Consider the following 18,722-nt stretch of genomic DNA (forward strand, 5'->3'; position numbering starts at 1 on the left):
CACCCCGGCGCGCCCGTCAGGGCGTAACCCGCGCGGCCCGCGTGCGGCCGCAGCGTCACTTCATTGTAGAGAATTTGCAATGCTTTGCACGGGCGCGCCAGGCTCGCCGCGAGCCGCGCCACGCAGCCGTCAGCGCGTCGGATTCATGCGGAAATACGCATCGAGCAGCGACGTTTTATAGACCACGCCCGCGAGCCGCGGATGCGCGGCGCTTTCGACAACCGGCAGGCGCTCGCCCTGAAACGCCATGAAGCGCTGCAACGCGACGCCAAGAGGCATGTCGGGCGTGAGCACGTCGAAATGCGGCTGCAGATAGTCCGCGGCGGTTCGTGTCGAGGTATCGCGTTTTTCGAGCAGATCGGACGTGATGTCCTTGAGCGCGACCACGCCGAGAAACGCGCCCGATTCGTTCGCGACATACAGATACTTCACCGGATATTCGAGGAACACGCGCGTCATGTCGTGTACGGTCGCATTGGGCGGCACGACCGTTTGCGCCGGGCGGATCAGCTCGCGCATCTGCGTCGCGCGCAGGCGCGTGCGCTCGAGCTCCTCCTGATTACGGCGCAGCGTGATCTCGTACATCGACGTCTTGCCGATCGCGCGCGCCACGAAGTACGCGACCACGCACGACAGCATCAGCGGCAGCACGACCTGGTAGCTGAGCGTCATCTCGAAGATCATCAGAATCGCCATCAGCGGCGCCTGCGTCGCGCCTGCCAGAAACGCGCCCATGCCGACCATCGCATACGCGAACGGCGCCGAGGTTCCGTGCGGCCACAGCGCCTGCATGCCCTGGCCAAACAGTGAGCCCACCACCGCGCCGACAAACAGCGTCGGTGTGAACACACCGCCCACGGCGCCGGAACCCGCGGTCGCCGCCGTGGCCACCAGCTTGAACACCAACACGAAGACGAGCGCGGTCCACGTCCACGGCGAATGAAGGACGGAATTGACGACGCTGTAGCCGTTGCCCCACACCTCGGGCGTCCAGACCGACAGCACGCCGACCACCAGTCCGCCGAGCGCGAGCCGCGCCGGCAGCGGCAAGGGCAGCTTGCGAAACAGGGCCTTCGAGCCGTCGAGCAGCCGCAGGAATTGCGGCGCAGCCGCGCCGCACAGCAGGCCGAGCGCGACGAAGAGCAGCACCTCGATGCCCGCCACCGGCGGAAACACCGGCATCTCGTACGGCGGCTTGTAGCCGGCGAACTCGCGCATCGTGATGTTGGCGACCACCGCCGCGACCAGCACTGGCCCGAAGCTTTCCATCGCGATGGAGCCCAGTACGATCTCCGTGACGAAGAACGCGCCGGCAATCGGCGCGTTATACGCGGACGTGATACCGGCCGCCGCGCCGCAGGCGACCAGCAGGCGCAGGCGCGGCGGATCGAAATGCACCCATCGTCCGACCAGCGAGGCCGCCAGCGCGGCGAGCTGCACCATTGGACCTTCGCGGCCGATCGAGCCGCCGCTTGCAATCGTGAACAGCGACGAGACGCTGCGCCACAGGCTCAGCTTGACCGGCACCACGCCGTCGCCGATCGCCACCGCTTCCATGTAGTCGACGTGATTGCATTTGTCCGCGTGACGCCGGGCGACCAGCAGCAGAAAGCCGGCTATCAGCCCGCCGGCCGCCGGCAGCCAGATGCGCACGGTCCACGGCAGGCTGCGCGCCATCTGCACGAAGCTGCCCGAGTGGCCGGACACGGCCACTTGCAACATCTCGATGCCCATGCGAAAGGCGATGGTCGCAAAGGCGCCCGCGACGCCGACCACCACCGACCACACCAGCATCGTATGGGCGTCGGAGAGACGGAAAAGATCTTGGGCGCGGGTGCGCAGCTTCAGCAGGAATGAAAGCACGTCGGCGGTACGGGGCGGGAAGAGGGGTTGAAAAAAGCGCACGGCAACAGCCGCGCGCCCGCTGGACCAAGCGGGCGCGCGACCGGACGTGAGCGGGAAATGACGGTGCCGGTCAAGCCGCCGCCTTGTCGAGTTCGGGGTAGTGCCTGAAGATGCACGCCTCGTTATGTTCGATGCGGCGCTCCGACTGCAGATAGGCGGCGATGTTCGGCCGCTCCTTCACCGCGGCGTGCAGGGCGGCGAGCCGCGGATAGTGCTCGGCAAAGCGCTTGAGGGCGCGCGGAAAGGCGTAAAGCAGTCCGTCGATCAGCTGGAACATGGAAAGGTCGACGTAGGTGAGCGAGTCGCCCACCATGAAGCTGTCGCCGGCGGGATTCTGTTTCAGCACGCGCTCGAAATACCTCATGAACTTCGGAATGCGGTTGTCGATGAAGTCGTGCGCGCGCGCCTTTGCGGCGTCTTTCTGGTCTTCGTAGTAGAGGCTCGTGGCGAGCGGGTGATGCGTGTCGTGCGCCTCGGTCACCACGTCGGCGATGGTGAGTTGCAGGCCGTTGGCTACGTAGCGCAGGCTTTCCACGGAGGGCGCGAGGTTCAGCCGCGGCCCAAGATAAAACAGAATGTTCGCGGTCTGCGAGATCACCAGATCGCCGTCTTTCAGAAATGGCGGAGCGAAGGGCGGATACGGTTCGTCGCGGCTTTTCATCACCGCCATCATCGCGTCGGTGCCGAGCCCTTCGGAAGGCTCGCCGCGCGCCACTTCGATATAGTCCGCGCCGGCTTCTTCAAGCGCCAGCCTGACGAATTCGCCACGGCCTTGCAGACCGTCCCAATAATAAAGTTGCAGGCTCATCGATCTGTCCTCATTCGGGTTGCAGGAACGCTGTGCCGAACGCGTTGCGCTTCGGATGCGCTGGGTGCTGCTCGGGCCCCTCGTGCTCGCTGGCGCCGGTCGCATTGTTCGCACGCCAGCCAGTATGCCGCGCGGCGGCGCCGGATGCTGTCCCAAACGCACGAAACCCCGCACGCGGCGGGGTGTGTTCGAGCGAAAAGCGGTCTAGCCAAACAGGCGCTGGACAGCCCATGTGATACCCAGTCCGCCCGCGATCAGCCATACATACAGAATCAGGCCGGTGGTCAACGCGCGCGGACCCGCCTGGCGAATCTGCGAAATGCGTGTCTCTATGCCGAGCGCGGTCATGGCCATGGTCAGCGCGAAGGTGTCGAGCGTGTTGAGCGTTGCGGTGGCGGAATGCGGCAGCACGTGCAGCGAGTTGATCGCCACGCAAGCAAGAAAGCCGAGCGCGAACCAGGGAACCGCGAGCTTGCCGGAATGATGCTGATGACCGGAAGCGCCTGCTTGCGAGTTCGCCAAAGACGCGTCGCGGCGCGCGGCACGGTTGACCCACAGGCCGACTGCGAGCAGCACCGGCACGAGCAGCATGACGCGAGTCATCTTGACGATGGTGGCGATATGCGTTGCCTCCGGGCTCACGTTGCTCGCCGCGCCGACCACCTGCGCCACCTCGTGAATCGTGCCGCCGAAGAAGAGCCCCGCGCCCACCGTGTCGAGATGCAGCCAGCCCGCGTTGAACAGAACCGGATAAAGGAACATGGAGAGCGTGCCGAACAGCACGACGCTGCCTACCGCCATCGCGCTTTTGTGCGGCTTCGATTGCAGCGTCGACTCGAAGGCGAGCACGGCCGCGGCGCCGCAGATGGCGCTTCCCGCCGCCGTGAGAAGTGCCGTGTCGCGGTCGAGTTTCATGATTTTCATGCCGGCCCACGTGCCGATCACAAGCGTGCTCAGGACGACCAGCACCGATTCCGCGAGGCCCGGCAAACCCACTTGGGCGATTTCCTGAAGACTCACGCGCAGTCCGAAGAACGCGACCGCGATGCGCAGCAGCTTGCGCGCGGAAAAGTTGACGCCGGCGGCCCAGCTTGCCGGCATGCCGTCGCGCAGCGCGTTGCCATAAACAGCGCCCGCCACGATGCCGACGATCAGCGGGCTCAGGCCGAGCCCGGCGATTGCCGGAATGTCGGCGATGCGGGTGACAGCGGCGGCGAAAAGGCCGACGAACAGAATGCCGTTGAGCTGGCCGCGGGCGGATGAGACTTCGGCGGTGGTGGCGGTGGTGGCGGTGAGGCGGGCAGTGGTCATGGTGGCAGCCTTGGCGACTGACTGGATTCAATGGGTCTAATCCTAAATGAGATATATGAATATGAAAAATCGTGATTTAGAATGGAAAGTATCCGCACTTCCGATAGTTTCGTTAGATGACCCCGGATCAACTTATAACGTTCGCCGCCGTTGCCGAGCATCTGAACATCAGCCGGGCCGCTGTGGCATTGCATTTGTCGCAGCCGGCGGTGTCGGGGCAACTGCGCCAGCTTCAGGATGAATTCGGCGAGCCGCTTTATCAGCGCGACGGGCGCGGCGTGCGCCTGACGGCGGCGGGCGAGCAGTTAGCGCAATATGCTGCGCGGCTGCGCGACACCTGGCGCCAGGCGCATGCATACCGCGATGCGCTGCGCGGGCTCGAGCACGGCACGCTGCGGATCGGTGCGACAACCACGCCTGCCAGTTACCTGCTGCCTTATCTGCTTGCGGACTTTCATCGGCGCTACCCGGAGGTGACGCTGCATACCGTCGACGGTAATACGACCGACATCGTCGGCGCTCTTGGTTCGGTCGACATCGCGCTGATCGAGGGGCCAGTGGGCACGGATCTGCCGCCTGACACGGCCGTCCACGCCTGGCGCGAGGATGAGATCGTGGCCATCATGCCGCGTATGCATCGGCTCGCCAGGGGTAGGGGCGCTGGAGGGGCTGGGGGCTCGCGAGGGCGGGAAGGCTCGGAAAGCCCGGAAGACTCGGAAGGCGCAGAAAGCCCGCAAGGCTTGCACGGCTCGCGGCTAGACCTGGCGATGCTCGGCGCCGAGCCACTGATCGTGCGCGAGGCGGGCTCGGGCGTGCGGCAGATCGTCGAGCGCGCGTTCGCCCGCGCGGGCGTGCCGATGCGCGTCGCGCTGGAAATTGCTGGTGTGGAGGGCGTCAAGGAGGCGGTGCGGGCGGGCATGGGCATCGGCTTTGTGTCGGCGATGTCGATGCGGCACGAGAACGGCGCACTGCGTGTGTTTTCGCTGAGTCCGGAGCCGCTGACGCGGCGGCTGTCGATCGTCGTGCCGCACGCCAGCGCGCCGTCACGTGCGGTCAAGCAGTTCCTCGCGCTGTGTCTGGCCGACGGTGAATAAGCTTTGCGGGGCTGAGTCGAGCTAGACCGGGCGGACCCGCCCGCGCACAAGCAGACGCGGCGGAACCTAGCCGTTACGGCACGATACGACGAGAGGAGACAAGCGTGGCCAAGGCGGGCCCGGACGTAAGCTGAAATGAATTGGACTGGGCCGACAAGCCCAGCAAGCCAGCAAGCCAGCAAGCCAGCAAGCCAGCAAGCCAGCAAGCCAGCAAGCCAGCAAGCCGAACAAGCCGAACAAGCCGAACAAGCCCCGACAAGGCCCGACAAGGCCCGACAAGGCCCGACAAGCCCCGACAAGCCCCGACAAGCCCCGACAAGCCCCGACAAGCCCCGACAAGCCCCGACAAGCCCCAACAAGCCCCAACAAGCCGCCCCCCATTCAACCCTCCACCAGCGCGAGACATCTCCCCCGCCCCCCGCCTGGGGATTTCCACTATGGCGCCCAGCCCATACGCAAGCGCACTATTCGGTCAACAAGGCGCTTCGGCGCTTTTTTGAAAACCGCTTATGGAACCGGTTCCAAAAGCCTGATTCCGGTAGAAACGGCATGACAGAAGCAGTGGAAGTAGCGATTGTCGCCAGCGCTTTCGGCGCCGACGCGGTGCGCACGGCGGGTCATCGAAAGTGGGCCGAAGCGAGCCGGCGCGCCGGGGCTGCCGGTTTCGAAGTGCGCCGCGAGCTCTTCGGCTATGAGGCCGACGCCGCGCCGACGCGCCTTGCGACCTTGGGCAAGCAGATTGCGGAACTAGGCCTGTGGTCCGTGCATTCGAGCCCGGCGTCGCTCTACGGCGAACACGGCCAGCTCGACACCGCCGCGCTGCGTCGCGCGGTGGACGAAGCCGCCGCGCTGGGCGCACGCTTCCTCAAGCTGCAGCTCGGCGGTTTTGCGCGCGAAGCGCATGGCGAGGCGATCGCCGCCCAATTGCGCGGCGCGAATGTGCGGCTCGTCGTCGAAAACGGGCAACTGACGCAGGGCGGTTCGCTCCACCAGTTCGTCGACCTCTTTGATGCTTTGAAGCGCGAAGGTCATGCGCAACTGCTCGGCATGACTTTCGACGTCGGCAATTGGGCATGGTGTGGCGTGCCGGCGCTCGACGCGGCCGTAGCGCTCGCGCCCTACGTCGAGTACGTGCATTGCAAGATCGCGGCGGGCGAGGGCGCGCGGCGTTTCGCGGCCGCGCCGGCCGCCGACGACGCGCACTTCGCCGCAGTGCTCGCGCGCTTACCGCGCGATGTGCCGCGCGGCATCGAGTTTCCGTTCGATGCCGCCTGCATCCACGGCGACGCCACGCGACGCGTCGCCTGGCTGGCTGCGGCGTGAGCGGTGGGCCGCACGCGACTTTGGACCTGAGAGAGAAAGCCCGACGCAAAAGAAGGAGCAACGCATGACCGACACACCCGCAGCACTGGACATCATCACCTACGGCGAGGCCATGGCCATGTTCGTGGCCGCCGAAACGGGCCCGCTCGCGGGCGTCGGCCAGTTCACGAAACGCATCGCGGGCGCCGACCTGAACGTCGCGATCGGCCTCGCCAGGCTCGGCTTCAGGGTCGGCTGGATAAGCCGCGTCGGCGACGATTCGTTCGGCCAGTACGTGCGCGACACGTTGACCAAAGAAGGCATCGACCAACGCTGCGTGAGCACCGACGAGCGCTATCCGACCGGCTTCCAGCTGAAGTCGAAGAACGACGACGGCAGCGATCCGGCCGTCGAATATTTTCGCCGCGGCTCGGCGGCGAGCCATCTGTCGGTCGCGGATTACGTGGCGGACTATGTGCTGCCAGCCCGTCATCTGCATCTGACCGGCGTGGCGCCGGCGATTTCCCCGAGCTCACGCGAACTCGCGTTTCATCTGGCACACGAGATGCGCGCAGCCGGCAAGACGATCTCGTTCGATCCGAACCTGCGCCCGACGCTGTGGCCCTCGCGAGCCGCAATGGTCGAAGGTTTGAACGCGCTTGCCGCGCTGGCCGACTGGGTGCTGCCGGGCATCGGCGAGGGCGAGGTTTTGACCGGCTACACGCGGCCCGAGGACATCGCCGGCTTCTATCTGGAGCGGGGCGCGCGCGGCGTGATTGTCAAGCTCGGCGCCGCGGGCGCGTACTTCCGCACCGCCCACGATGCCGGCGTGATCGTCGGCCAGCCGGTCGCGAAGGTCGTCGATACAGTAGGCGCCGGCGATGGCTTCGCCGTCGGTGTGATCAGCGCGCTGCTGGAGGGCAGGACGCTGCCGCAGGCCGTCGCGCGCGGCAACCGCATCGGCGCATTGGCCATTCAGGTGATCGGCGATTCCGAAGGATTGCCGAGCCGCGCGCAGCTCGACGCGCTCGAACGCAGCCAGGTGCCGAGCATCGCGCACGCAGCGTGACGCGTGTCGCCGGAATCATCGGCGTGCATCCGTTCAGGCGGCCCGGCGAAGCGCGACAGCTCCAGCCCGAGCGCGGCGCCAAGCCCGTATTCATAACAGCACATAACAGCAAGAGCGCCGGGAAGCGCCGCACAAGCTCCGTTCATCATAGTTTCGGGAAGCCGTAAAAGGAGACACCCCATGACATCATCTCTCGCGATCCGCCGCTGGTGGACGATCATGCCGATCGTATTCATCACCTACAGCCTCGCTTATCTCGACCGCGCGAACTACGGTTTCGCGGCGGCCGCCGGCATCAACCAGGACCTTGGCATCAGCAAGGGACTCTCTTCGCTGATCGGCGCGCTGTTTTTCCTCGGTTACTTCTTCTTCCAGATTCCGGGCGCGATTTACGCGGAGCGCCGCAGCGTGAAGAAGCTCGTGTTCTGGAGCCTCGTGCTATGGGGTGGCTGCGCGGCGCTGACCGGCATGGTCAGCAACATCCCGTCGTTGATGGTGATCCGCTTCGTGCTCGGCGTAGTCGAGGCCGCGGTGATGCCGGCCATGCTCATCTTCATCGCCAACTGGTTCACGAAGAGCGAGCGCTCGCGCGCCAACACCTTCCTGATTCTCGGCAATCCGGTAACGGTACTGTGGATGTCGGTCGTGTCCGGCTATCTGGTCCATTCGTTCGGCTGGCGCAACATGTTTATCGCCGAAGGTGTGCCGGCGATTCTGTGGGCCGTGTGCTGGTGGTTCATCGTGAAGGACAAGCCGCAGCAGGTGTCGTGGCTTACGCAGCAGCAGAAAGACCACCTCGCGGAAACGCTGCGCGCCGAGCAGGCCGCGATCAAGCCGGTGCGCAATTACGGCGAGGCGTTCCGCTCGTCCGCGGTGATCAAGCTGTGCGCGCAGTACTTCTGCTGGAGCATCGGCGTGTACGGTTTCGTGCTGTGGCTGCCGTCGATCCTGAAGAACGGCTCGACGCTCGGCATGGTCGAAACCGGCTGGCTCTCCGCGCTGCCGTATCTCGCGGCGACGGTCGCGATGCTTGCGGCGTCGTGGGCATCGGATAAACTCAACCGCCGTAAAGCGTTCGTCTGGCCGTTCCTGCTGATCGGCGCGATTGCGTTCGCGACCTCGTACGCGCTCGGTTCGACGCATTTCTGGCTCTCGTATGCATCGCTCGTGATCGCGGGCGCCGCGATGTACGCGCCGTACGGCCCGTTCTTTGCGATCGTGCCGGAGCTGCTGCCGAAAAACGTCGCGGGTGGTGCGATGGCCCTGATCAACAGCATGGGCGCGCTCGGTTCGTTCGTCGGCTCGTATGTGGTCGGCTATCTGAACGGCGCGACGGGAACACCGGCGGCGTCGTATGCGTTCATGAGCGTGGCGCTGATCGCCGCGGTCATCCTCACGCTGATCGTCAAGCCGCAACAGCAGGCCGTCCAGCCGAAACACACGCTCGCTACACCGTTGCAAGGAAAATAAGCTGATGAAGAAGATTGTCGCGTGGAAGCCGCTGCCTGAAGATGTGCTTGCGTATCTGCAACGGCACGTCGAAGTCGTGCAGGTCGATCCGGCCCGCCACGATGCTTTCGTCGCGGCCTTGCGCGACTCCGACGGCGGCATCGGCGCGAGTGTCAGGATCACGCCGGCCATGCTCGAAGGCGCGACGCGGCTCAAAGCGCTTTCGACCATCTCAGTCGGCTTCGATCAGTTCGACGTTGCGGATCTCACGCGGCGCGGCATCGTGCTCGCGCATACGCCGGACGTGTTGACGGAATCCACCGCGGACACCGTGTTCTCGCTGATCCTCGCATCAGCGCGCCGGGTGGTCGAGCTCGCCGCGTGGGTAAAGGCGGGGCAGTGGCAGCACAGCATCGGCCCCGCGCAGTTCGGCGTGGACGTGCAGGGCAAAACGCTCGGCATCGTCGGTCTTGGGCGCATTGGCGGCGCGGTGGCGCGGCGCGCGGCGCTCGGTTTCAACATGAAGGTGCTCTATACGAACCGCAGCGCGAATCCCGAGGCGGAAGCGGCTTACGGCGCGCGCCGCGTCGAGCTGGCGGAGTTGCTTGCCATCGCCGACTTCGTCTGTCTGCAAGTGCCGCTCACGCCGGAAACAAGGCACATGATCGGCGCCCAGGAACTCGCGTCGATGAAGAAAAGCGCGATCCTGATCAATGCGTCGCGCGGCGCGATCGTCGACGAAGAGGCGCTCGTCGAGGCGCTCCGGAACGGCACGATTCACGGCGCGGGTCTCGACGTGTTCGAAAAGGAACCGCTCCCCGCCGACTCGCCGCTCCTGCAGATGGCCAACGTGGTCGCGCTGCCGCATATCGGCTCGGCGACGCACGAGACGCGTCATGCAATGGCGCGCAACGCGGCGGAAAATCTCGTTGCCGCGCTCGCCGGCACGCTCGCGACCAACATCGTCAATCGCGACGTGCTGCAACGGTGAGGAGCGTTGCGATGAAGCGTTTGCCGTCCAGTCTGTTCGAGAGGCGTTGCGTGGCCTACTGCGAGTGCGCCCGATGAGCGCCACGCCGACCTCGCAAAACACGCCGCGCCGCGCCACGATTACCGACGTCGCGCGCGAGGCCGGTACCGGCAAGACCAGCATCTCGCGCTACCTGAACGGCGAGATGAGCGTGTTGTCGCCGGAACTGCGTGCGCGTATCGAGGCCGCGATCGAGCGGCTCGACTATCAGCCGAATCAGATGGCCCGTGGTTTGAAGCGTGGCCGCAACCGGCTGATCGGCATGCTCCTTGCCGACCTGACGAATCCCTATACCGTGGAGGTGCTGCAAGGGGTGGAGGCCGCGTGCCACGCGCTCGGCCTGATGCCGCTCATCTGCCACGCGGCGAACGAAGTCGAAATGGAGCGGCGCTATCTGCAACTGCTCACCACGTATCGCGTGGAAGGCGTGATTGTGAATGCGCTCGGCGTGCGCGAGGAAACGCTGCGGCCGGTGGGCGGCGGCGGCATTCCGGCCGTGCTCGTCGACCGTTCCGTCGAAGGGCTGGTCGCCGATATCGTCGGGCTCGATAATCGCGCGGCGGCGGAGCTGGGCACGCGGCATCTGCTGGATGGCGGGTTTCGCGACATCTGGTTCGTCGTGCAGCCGTTCGAGCAGGTCAGCTCGCGGCGGCTGCGCGAGGCGGCGTTTCGCGACACGATGCGCGCATACACGAATGCGCGCGCAGGTGCCGTGCAAGGCCATACGCTCGTGCTCAATCTCGCCGATGCCGCACAGACAGAGCAGAGTCTTGCGGAGTTGGATCGCGCAATCGATGCGCTTGGCGCGCATGACGCGATCGGCGCCAACGACGTGCTTGACGCGGCGAACCAGCGCGCAGGCTCCGGCGGCAACGCTGCGCGCGTCGCGGTGTTCGCAGCGAACGCGCCAGTCGCGCTGCGGCTTGCATTGCATCTGAAGGCGCGTTACGGCGCTGCCTGGCAGACGCGCGTCGCACTCCTTTCCATCGACGATCCCGAGTGGGCCGAACTGACCGGCATCACGACGATCCGTCAGCCTACTTACGACATCGGCTATCGCGCGGTCGAGTTTCTGCACGAGCGCATCGAGGGTGTGCAGACCACCGCACGCGATTGTCTGCTGCCGGGGGAGTTGATCGTCCGGGCGTCGACGGGCGGGGGCGGTTGACCGGCTGAGGGGCTGAAGAGCTGAGTGGCTGAGAAACCAGGCGGCGAGTGGCCGAGACACTGAACGGGCAAAAGTCTGAGCGGCTGAAGCGCGGCTAGACGATCCACCTCTGCGCCATGCGCCCGATGGCGTGTTCCGCCCCGTCCTGACGGGCTCCGGCCCGCGGCCCAACCTCCTGCATCCGCGAGCTTTGGCGCTCGTTTCACGCCGATCTGCGATCATGCGGGCTGCGGCGCGCAGCGGTTGCGCGCCGGTCATCGCAAGGAAACTCATGGTCGTTGCACCGCTTACCCTGTCGAGCCTCGTACTCGCGACGCTCGTCGTTGCCGCTTTGCCTTTTCTCATTTTCCGCCGCCTGCGCCGGCCGCTCGCGCTCAAGCCGCGCGCGGCGATTGCCGGCATCGCCGTGTTCGCGCTGTTCGCGATGGTCATCGAGCGCGCGCTGAACGACTATGTGCTGCATCGGAACGAGGCGACGGCGAGCGTGCTGTCGCATCCGCTCGCTTTCGTCGTGTATGGCGCGCTGGCCGCGGGAATCTGCGAGGAAGTGGGCCGCTTCATCGGCATGCGCCTGCTGATCAGACGTGCCGCAGCAAACGCAGCGGTAGGCGCTCACGCGGGCTCAACGGCAAAACCCACTTCCGTCGACCAGACCCCGCGCACGGACGACGGCACCGCGCTCGCCTACGGCCTCGGTCATGGCGGCGCGGAGGCGTGGCTCGTCGGCGTACTGGTGCAGATTCAATGGATTCTGTTCGCGGTGTTCGAAAACCGCGGCGAGCTCGATAGCTATCTGGGCAATCTGCCCAGCGAATCCTTGATGCGCATCCATCTGATACTCGCCAGCCTGACACCGCAGACGGCAGGCATTTTCGCGCTGGAACGGGTGGCCGCGCTTGTCTTTCAGATCGGTTTGTCTGTGTTGATGTGGCGCGGCTTGCGGGCCGGCTGGCGCGCGATCCTGCCGCTCGCGATTGCTCTTCATGCGCTCGTGGACGTGCCGGCCGCGCTGTTCCAGGCGCAGTTGGTGCCGCTCGCTGCCGTCGACGCTGTCTATGCGCTTGGAGCAGTCGTCGTAGCGGGGCTGCTTTTTAAATCGTTCCGACGTGGTGGCCCCGGAAGCATGACACAACTGCCCAGGTAGGCGATCGCCGCTGCTGCGGCGGTTGGGGCGTTGCGGCTATTGCGGCAGGTTATGGCGCTTACGGCTATTGTGGCTATTACGACGCTTGCGGCAACTGCGGCAACTGCGGCAACTGCGGCAACTGCGGCAACTGCGGCAACTGCGGCAACTGCGGCAACCGCGGCAACCGCGGCAACCGCGGCAACCGCTTCAGTCGCGGCCTCGCGGCCGTTTACCGCTGCCACCCCATCGCCACTGTTCTACAATCGGCGGCCTGCCACCGCATGCCTATAACTTTCGGCACATCCATGGAAGCTTACCAATACGACTGCGCGAGTCCCGAGTTCGAGGAACTGGCGCGCGTCATCAGCGATCTCTTTCCCGAGCAGACGCAGTTCATCCAGCGTGCGGCCGAAGACGGCACGCCAACGCTCGCCATTCATTGGGTGGCGATGCGCTTCGGCGCGACCGCGCGACGCATCGTCATGACGGTGGAAATCGCGCCGGCGGCGCTCGCGCGCTACCGCGCGTTGCCCGCGCGGCTGCGCGGCCGCAGCTTCGCGGTGCTGCGCGCGTATGTCGAAGCGAGCATCGGCTCGCTCGAAGAACAGTATGCGAATGGCGAAGCGGTGCCGCGCGAAGTCACCGTGGATCTCGGCGACGAATTCGCATGACGGCGCTTCAGTCGGTGAAACGGTAGACCTTGGCGAAGCGGGCGGCCTGCACGACGCCGTAATCGCCCGGCGCGTACTGCATGATCCAGTCGCCGGCCGCGCCGCGCAGCACGTCGCCGCCGTTCGCCGAACGGGCCAGCGAGAAGGCTTCGTGCATCTGTTTCGCGAGCACGACTGCGGGGCGGTTGCGATAGCCACCCGGCTCGCCGTGCGCGAGCGCGGCATCGGCAGGGACGTATTTGGCGTCGAAGCGTTCGCGCGACACGACCCAGCGGTCGCCGGTCGAACCGGTGATCAGCGCGTCGCCCGGCACATACCGGTTCGGGCCTTCCAGGCTCATCAATTCGCCTTGTGTGGCGGCAAATTCGACGGTGACCGTTTCGTCTTTGACGACGCGCCGGGCGGCGGCGTCGTGGCTCAGGTCGAGGTTTGTGAGGTCGTTCATGATGCGGCAGATGGTGTGTTGACGGCGGCGTCCTGACGTGGCGTCATCGATCGCGGACCAGCATCATGCCAGACGCATCTTACGGCGCGCTTCTTTGCAAACGCGATGCCAGGCGATGCACCGCGCGGCGAGGCAACGAGAACCGTGCAAGACGGCACCGCACGGCACCGCACCGCACCGCACCGCACCGCACCGCACCGCACCGCACCGCACCGCATCCATCGCACGATTGTTCGCGCAACGGATCGCGCGAACAATCGCACAACGGATCCCACAAGCGATCTCTTACGGCTTCACTGGCGCATCGCTTGCCGGAGCCGGCGCCGTCTTGCCGCTTTTGCCCTTGCCATGAGGACGATGCCGGCCCTCAGGACCGCCCTCATGGCGGAACGTCGTATCGGCGAGCTTCTTCTGCTCCGGCGAGAAGCTGTTGTAGAGCGGATCGAATGCGTCCACCAGCTTCTTCATGCCGTCCGCATGCGCCTGGGCGATGGTCGCGTACTGCTTCATGTCGTCCAGTGCCGACACGTTGGTCGCTGCGCGGCGTTCCTTGAACAGCTCGCCCATCGTCTGGCCGTTGCCGCGCATCACGTCGGCGAAGGCTTTCCACTGCGGCTCCTGGGCCGGCGTGATTTTCAGTTGCGAATGCAGATAGGCGATGCGGTCTTCGACATTGCGCTCATGTCCGTCCTTCGCGGCGGGCGCGGAGGCGGCCGCAACCGAAGGCGCTGCGGCCGGCGTGGAAGCTTGTGCGAATGCGCCGCTCATCGCGACTGCGGAGGCCAGCAAGACCAGTGCTTTTTTCATCGAGACTCCTGATGTCTGTTCGAATTGGGACGGATCGGAAGAGGGCGTGTGGCGAGCCGCCCGCCTGCGCCTGGCCGTGTCATGCGCGGCGGCGCCATGATGGCGGATCGCTCGATCCTTGCCGTCGGCGCTATTAGTATCACGATATCCCTACAATGCGGCTCTTGTGCGACAAACGCTTACAACCGAAACGAACAGGAAATAGCGGGTGGATAAATTCGTCAGCATGGAGATTTTCCACGCTTCGGGGAACGCTGCGGCGCCTGAAGACGCGCCGCCGGGCGCGAGGACGCGCGATAATCCGCACCACTGCGATCACTTCTTTCTCCTCCGATGAGACCTCCGCGCCTCGACCAACTCGACGACCTCGACCGCAATCTTGTGGCACTGCTCCAGGCCAATGCGCGCGAAAGCGTCGCCAATCTCGCCCGTCAGCTCGACGTGGCGCGCACTACTGTCATCGCCCGAATCGCGCGGCTCGAGCGCAGCAACGTGATCGCGGGCTACAGCGTGCGGCTCGGCCAGGACGTGCTCGATTCGAGCATCTATGCGTACGTGGGCATCATCATCGCGCCGAAACACGGACCCTCAGTGCAGAAGCGCCTCGGCAAGATGCCCGAGGTGCAGCTCTTGTGCGCGGTGAGCGGCGAGTTCGACTACGTCGCCTGGCTGCGCGCGGACTCGCCTGATCGTCTGAACGATCTGCTCGATCAGATCGGCGGCATGGAGGGCGTCGAGCGCACCACGACCTCGATCATTCTCGCGCGCAAGATCGACCGCGGCATGGTGTGATTCACGCCTTGTGTCTTTTTCGTCGTTTTGTCTGCGAGACTCGTCAAAACGTCGAAGCTCATGGTCATTGCGCAGCATTTTGCGCGTATCAACTGATTCTGCTTCTCCCTAGACTGTCGCTCAAGGGTTCAGCCCGCCGCGCGCCGCGCTTCATGGCGGCGCACTTCATGCTGGAGACAGCGCACGGAATGAAACCGGTCGGGGCGCTCAGGCGCTCACTCCGGTGGACAAAAGGAGAAGAACATGAAAGTTGCCATTGTTGGTGCAGGTCTGATCGGTCACACCATTGCGCATATGCTGCGCGAGACCGGCGACTATGACGTGGTCGCATTCGACCGCGATCAGCACGCGCTCGACAAGCTCGCCGCGCAGGGCATTCCGACCCGCCGCGTGGATTCCGCCGACGCTGCCGCGCTGCGCGCCGCCATCCAGGGTTTCGACGCGCTCGTCAACGCGCTGCCGTACTACCTCGCGGTGAACGTGGCGGCAGCCGCCAAGGGCGCGGGCGTGCATTACTTCGACCTGACCGAGGACGTGCGCGCGACTCACGCGATCCGCGCCATTGCCGACGACGCCGAGCACGCGTTCATGCCGCAGTGCGGTCTCGCGCCGGGCTTCATCGGCATTGCCGCGCACGAGCTTGCGAACCGCTTCACGGAAATTCGCGACGTCAAGATGCGGGTCGGCGCGCTCCCGCAATTTCCGACCAATGCGCTGAAGTACAACCTGACGTGGAGCGTGGACGGTCTCATCAACGAATACTGCCAGCCTTGCGAAGCGATCCGCGACAGCCGCACGCAATGGGTGCAGCCGCTCGAAGGACTCGAACATTTTTCGCTCGACGGCACCGAGTACGAAGCCTTCAACACGTCCGGCGGTTTGGGCACGCTGTGCGAGACGCTGTCGGGCCGCGTCGAATCGCTCGATTACAAGTCGGTCCGCTATCCGGGCCATCGCAACCTGATGCAATTCCTGCTCGAAGACCTGCGTCTTGCGAGCGACCGCGATACGCTCAAGGGCATCATGCGCCGTTCGGTGCCGTCCACCGCGCAGGACGTGGTGCTGGTGTTCATCACCGTGAGCGGCATGCGTGACGGGCAACTGGTGCAGGAAGTGTTCACCCGCAAGATCTTCGCGAAGACGGTCTGCGGCGTGCCGATGAGCGCGATCCAGATCACCACGGCGGGCGCCATGTGCGCGGTGCTGGATCTGTTCCGCGAAAAGAAGCTGCCGCAGCGCGGCTTCGTGCGCCAGGAGCAGGTGTCGTTGCGCGAGTTCCTCGGCAACCGCTTTGGCCAGCTTTATGAAGGGCAGACGCTGGAGTCGCTGCAAACGGTGGCGACGGTTTGACGAAGCACCGCTGATAGAAGCACGAACGCCCCGCATGCGGGGCGTTTTTTCGTGCGCCTCGCGCGCTGCGTTCGCTCGACGTGTCGCCGCAGCGGCTGCCTCAAACAGGCAACGGCGGCATCAGTCCCAGAGCCGCCCGCGGTTCGCCTACGATACGCGCGAGCAGCGCGTCGAAATCAACGGCGTCCGGTGCGGTGTTGTCGAACAACAGCAGATCGTTGCACATGTCGCCGCTCGGCAGAAAGCGCCGCTGACGGTACTCGTCCCAATGCGCCAGCTTGTAGGCGTCGTTCGGATTGCCGCGCGCCACGATCCGCCGGTGCGCGGTCTCTTCCGACACATGCACCCACACAACACGCACGCTGACGTCGTCGCCGACGCCGAGCCACGCGCGATCGAAAAGCCGCCGCTCGCGGATTTCGCGCGACAGCGGCCCCACCACCAGGGCGCTCACGCCGAGTTCGAGATTGTCGCGCGCCGTGTCGATGAGGCCGCGATATTCCGGCTCGCGCAGATGTTCGAGAAAAAGCGGGCTGTCGCGATCGTTCGGATCGCCTGTGAGCATGCCCATGGCGGCGGCGCTATAGCCGCCGTACAAAGTGTCCTTGTCGAGCAGGCAGAAGGGCGAACCGGCCGCTTTCGTGAGCGGCCCGATCAGCTTTTTTGCCAGCGTGGTCTTGCCGGTGCCCGCGTGACCGCAAATGAAAACGAGGCGGCTCACGACGACCAGTCCTTTGCCAGGAGAGCCGCGCGGTGCCGGTCACGCGCCAGGTTGCCGTCGACCGCGAGCCGCATCGTTCTTACCATGCCGAAGCACAATGCCGCGGCAATCGCGGGCATCCAGGTGAAACACCACATCGCGGTCTCCTTACTGTTGTCCTTTGCAACGATCATGAAGAAGAACCCATGGCCGCGCAAGAGCGTGATGCGAACTCCCGGCGCAACGCGGCCTTTAACAATTCGATACATGAGACCGGGCCGCAGCCCTTAACATGACGGTTGCATAGTCCATTCACGCAGAGGGTTCTCGCGCGCATCCGCCCGGCGTGTGGCCCACTCTGTTGCGCTTTCAGGGTAACCAACATGCTGATCAATTGCGCCGCCTACCAGGACGGCCGGAAACTCGCAGACATCGACATCGACAGCATCAGCGACTACGTGGCCCGGCCCGAGTGTTTCGTTTGGGTCGCGCTGAAAGACCCGGGCCCGGGCGAACTCGCGGTGATGAAACACGAGTTCGGGCTGCACGACCTCGCTATCGAGGACGCGCAAAACGGTCACCAGCGCCCGAAGATCGAGGAGTATGGCGAGTCGCTGTTTGCGGTGATGCACACCGTCGAGATGGACGAAGACTGCGAACTGCTGATCGGCGAGGTGGATGTATTCGTCGGAGCGAACTATGTGCTGTCGGTGCGGCGCGGCACGCGCGCGGGCTTCCAGAACGTGCGGGCGCGCTGCGAGCGCGAACCGCAGTTGCTCAAGGCCGGCTCGGCATTCGTGCTGTATGCGCTGGCCGACGACATCGTCGATCGTTACTTTCCGATTGTCGAGGCGATGAACACCGAGATCGAGGCGATCGAAGACCGCATTTTCGAGCGCAACAATTCGGCGGCATCGCGCGCGATCATTCAGGATCTGTATTCGCTGAAGCGGCGCCTCGTGATTCTGCAGCATCACATCGCGCCGCTGCAGGAAGCGATCAGCAAGCTGACGGGCGGCCGCATTCCGAGCGTCTGCGAAGGCATGCAGGCTTACTTTCGCGATGTTTACGACCACCTCGAGCGGATCGTGCGGATCATCGACGGCCGGCGCGAAATGGTGGTCACCGCCGTGCAGGTGAACCTCGGCATGATTTCCCTCGCGGAGAACGAAGTGACCAAGCGGCTCGGTTCGTTCGCGGCGCTGTTCGCGGTGCCGACCATGATCGCCGGCATCTACGGGATGAATTTCCAGAACATCCCCGAGCTGCATTTGCAGTACGGCTATCCGCTGTGTCTCGCCATCATGCTCACGGTCGACGTCATTCTGTATTGGCGCTTCCGCAAGGCCGGCTGGCTTTGAGCGGCTGAGCCAGCCCTGCGTGGCGGCGCGCCCGCACGGCCCCGAGCCGATAAGCCCATAAGCCCATAAGCCCATAAGCCCGCAAGCCCGCTCGGCTGCATCCGCGCTTGCACCCAACGCAATAAAAGTCCAGCATAAGCGGCCCGCCGGCCGCTTACCTTGCAGCCGGCGGCAATACCGTCACGCCCGGACCACGCGAGGACCCATTGCCGCACGCATCCATCCGATTCGCCCGCCGGGCGTTTCGCCGCTCAACTGTCGACCGCATTCGCGGGGCGCACCGCGCGCCCGGGTTTCTGCGGGCGGGTGCACTGCAACACTGCGAATCGTTGAC

18 protein-coding genes are annotated in these 18,722 nt (G+C 65.1%); 11 read left to right on the forward strand and 7 right to left on the reverse strand.

Going from position 1 to position 18,722, the window contains the following annotated elements; genetic code table 11:
* Positions 1 to 129: 129 nt before the first annotated feature.
* From A3AC_RS0109965 to A3AC_RS0109975, 3 genes are all read right to left on the reverse strand, one after another.
* Positions 130 to 1,863, reverse strand: coding sequence for a ClcB-like voltage-gated chloride channel protein (locus tag A3AC_RS0109965; protein ID WP_025598663.1), 1,734 nt, complete (start codon positions 1,861 to 1,863; stop codon positions 130 to 132).
* 112 nt (positions 1,864 to 1,975) lie between these two features.
* Positions 1,976 to 2,713, reverse strand: coding sequence for a glutathione S-transferase (locus tag A3AC_RS0109970; RefSeq protein ID WP_025598664.1), 738 nt, complete (start codon positions 2,711 to 2,713; stop codon positions 1,976 to 1,978).
* Between the two features lie 204 nt (positions 2,714 to 2,917).
* Entirely contained in the window at positions 2,918 to 4,024 is a 1,107-nt protein-coding gene (locus tag A3AC_RS0109975) for a YeiH family protein (protein ID WP_025598665.1), read from the reverse strand.
* Positions 4,025 to 4,140: 116 nt separating this feature from the next.
* Between A3AC_RS0109975 and A3AC_RS0109980 the strand changes: the two genes are divergently transcribed.
* The 8 genes from A3AC_RS0109980 (at position 4,141) to A3AC_RS0110025 (ending at position 12,933) form a co-directional block, all read left to right on the forward strand.
* The gene (locus tag A3AC_RS0109980) at positions 4,141 to 5,118 is read left to right on the forward strand and encodes a LysR family transcriptional regulator (RefSeq protein WP_025598666.1); all 978 of its coding nucleotides are present in this window, start codon (positions 4,141 to 4,143) and stop codon (positions 5,116 to 5,118) included.
* A 549-nt stretch (positions 5,119 to 5,667) separates the two neighbouring features.
* The gene (locus tag A3AC_RS0109985; RefSeq protein ID WP_025598667.1) at positions 5,668 to 6,441 is read left to right on the forward strand and encodes a sugar phosphate isomerase/epimerase family protein; all 774 of its coding nucleotides are present in this window, start codon (positions 5,668 to 5,670) and stop codon (positions 6,439 to 6,441) included.
* A gap of 64 nt (positions 6,442 to 6,505) precedes the next feature.
* Positions 6,506 to 7,489: a sugar kinase gene (locus A3AC_RS0109990; protein ID WP_025598669.1), complete on the forward strand. Its 984-nt coding sequence runs from the start codon at positions 6,506 to 6,508 to the stop codon at positions 7,487 to 7,489.
* Positions 7,490 to 7,669: 180 nt separating this feature from the next.
* On the forward strand, positions 7,670 to 8,959 hold the full coding sequence (locus A3AC_RS0110000; RefSeq protein ID WP_025598670.1) for an MFS transporter: 1,290 nt from the start codon (positions 7,670 to 7,672) through the stop codon (positions 8,957 to 8,959).
* Between the two features lie 4 nt (positions 8,960 to 8,963).
* Positions 8,964 to 9,929: a 2-hydroxyacid dehydrogenase gene (locus A3AC_RS0110005; RefSeq protein ID WP_025598671.1), complete on the forward strand. Its 966-nt coding sequence runs from the start codon at positions 8,964 to 8,966 to the stop codon at positions 9,927 to 9,929.
* Positions 9,930 to 10,002: 73 nt separating this feature from the next.
* A complete protein-coding gene (locus A3AC_RS0110010) occupies positions 10,003 to 11,136 on the forward strand; it encodes a LacI family DNA-binding transcriptional regulator (protein ID WP_025598672.1) in 1,134 nt (377 codons plus the stop codon).
* Positions 11,137 to 11,407: 271 nt separating this feature from the next.
* Positions 11,408 to 12,280, forward strand: a complete 873-nt coding sequence (locus A3AC_RS0110015) for a YhfC family intramembrane metalloprotease (protein WP_025598673.1) — start codon at positions 11,408 to 11,410, stop codon at positions 12,278 to 12,280.
* 287 nt (positions 12,281 to 12,567) lie between these two features.
* A complete protein-coding gene (locus tag A3AC_RS0110025; protein WP_025598674.1) occupies positions 12,568 to 12,933 on the forward strand; it encodes a DUF3022 domain-containing protein in 366 nt (121 codons plus the stop codon).
* A 7-nt stretch (positions 12,934 to 12,940) separates the two neighbouring features.
* On the opposite strand, the gene A3AC_RS0110030 is transcribed toward A3AC_RS0110025, so the two are convergent.
* Positions 12,941 to 13,378: a PGDYG domain-containing protein gene (locus A3AC_RS0110030; protein WP_025598675.1), complete on the reverse strand. Its 438-nt coding sequence runs from the start codon at positions 13,376 to 13,378 to the stop codon at positions 12,941 to 12,943.
* 285 nt (positions 13,379 to 13,663) lie between these two features.
* Positions 13,664 to 14,185 (reverse strand): Spy/CpxP family protein refolding chaperone, encoded by a 522-nt coding sequence (locus tag A3AC_RS0110035; RefSeq protein WP_025598676.1) that lies wholly within the window; start codon positions 14,183 to 14,185, stop codon positions 13,664 to 13,666.
* Positions 14,186 to 14,518: 333 nt separating this feature from the next.
* On the opposite strand from A3AC_RS0110035, the gene A3AC_RS0110040 reads away from it, so the two are divergent.
* Entirely contained in the window at positions 14,519 to 14,977 is a 459-nt protein-coding gene (locus A3AC_RS0110040; RefSeq protein ID WP_025598678.1) for an Lrp/AsnC family transcriptional regulator, read from the forward strand.
* A gap of 243 nt (positions 14,978 to 15,220) precedes the next feature.
* Entirely contained in the window at positions 15,221 to 16,327 is a 1,107-nt protein-coding gene (locus A3AC_RS0110045) for a saccharopine dehydrogenase family protein (protein WP_025598679.1), read from the forward strand.
* 100 nt (positions 16,328 to 16,427) lie between these two features.
* On the opposite strand, the gene A3AC_RS0110050 is transcribed toward A3AC_RS0110045, so the two are convergent.
* A complete protein-coding gene (locus A3AC_RS0110050; RefSeq protein ID WP_025598681.1) occupies positions 16,428 to 17,048 on the reverse strand; it encodes an AAA family ATPase in 621 nt (206 codons plus the stop codon).
* Positions 17,045 to 17,221: a cytochrome bd-I oxidase subunit CydX gene (locus tag A3AC_RS0110055; protein ID WP_156924593.1), complete on the reverse strand. Its 177-nt coding sequence runs from the start codon at positions 17,219 to 17,221 to the stop codon at positions 17,045 to 17,047. The genes A3AC_RS0110050 and A3AC_RS0110055 overlap by 4 nt, the downstream gene beginning before the upstream one ends.
* Before the next feature lie 189 nt (positions 17,222 to 17,410).
* Between A3AC_RS0110055 and corA the strand changes: the two genes are divergently transcribed.
* Positions 17,411 to 18,388, forward strand: a complete 978-nt coding sequence (corA, locus tag A3AC_RS0110060; protein WP_025598685.1) for a magnesium/cobalt transporter CorA — start codon at positions 17,411 to 17,413, stop codon at positions 18,386 to 18,388.
* Positions 18,389 to 18,722 lie beyond the last annotated feature (334 nt).

Source organism: Burkholderia sp. WSM2230 (assembly GCF_000472445.1).
Taxonomy (GTDB): domain Bacteria; phylum Pseudomonadota; class Gammaproteobacteria; order Burkholderiales; family Burkholderiaceae; genus Paraburkholderia.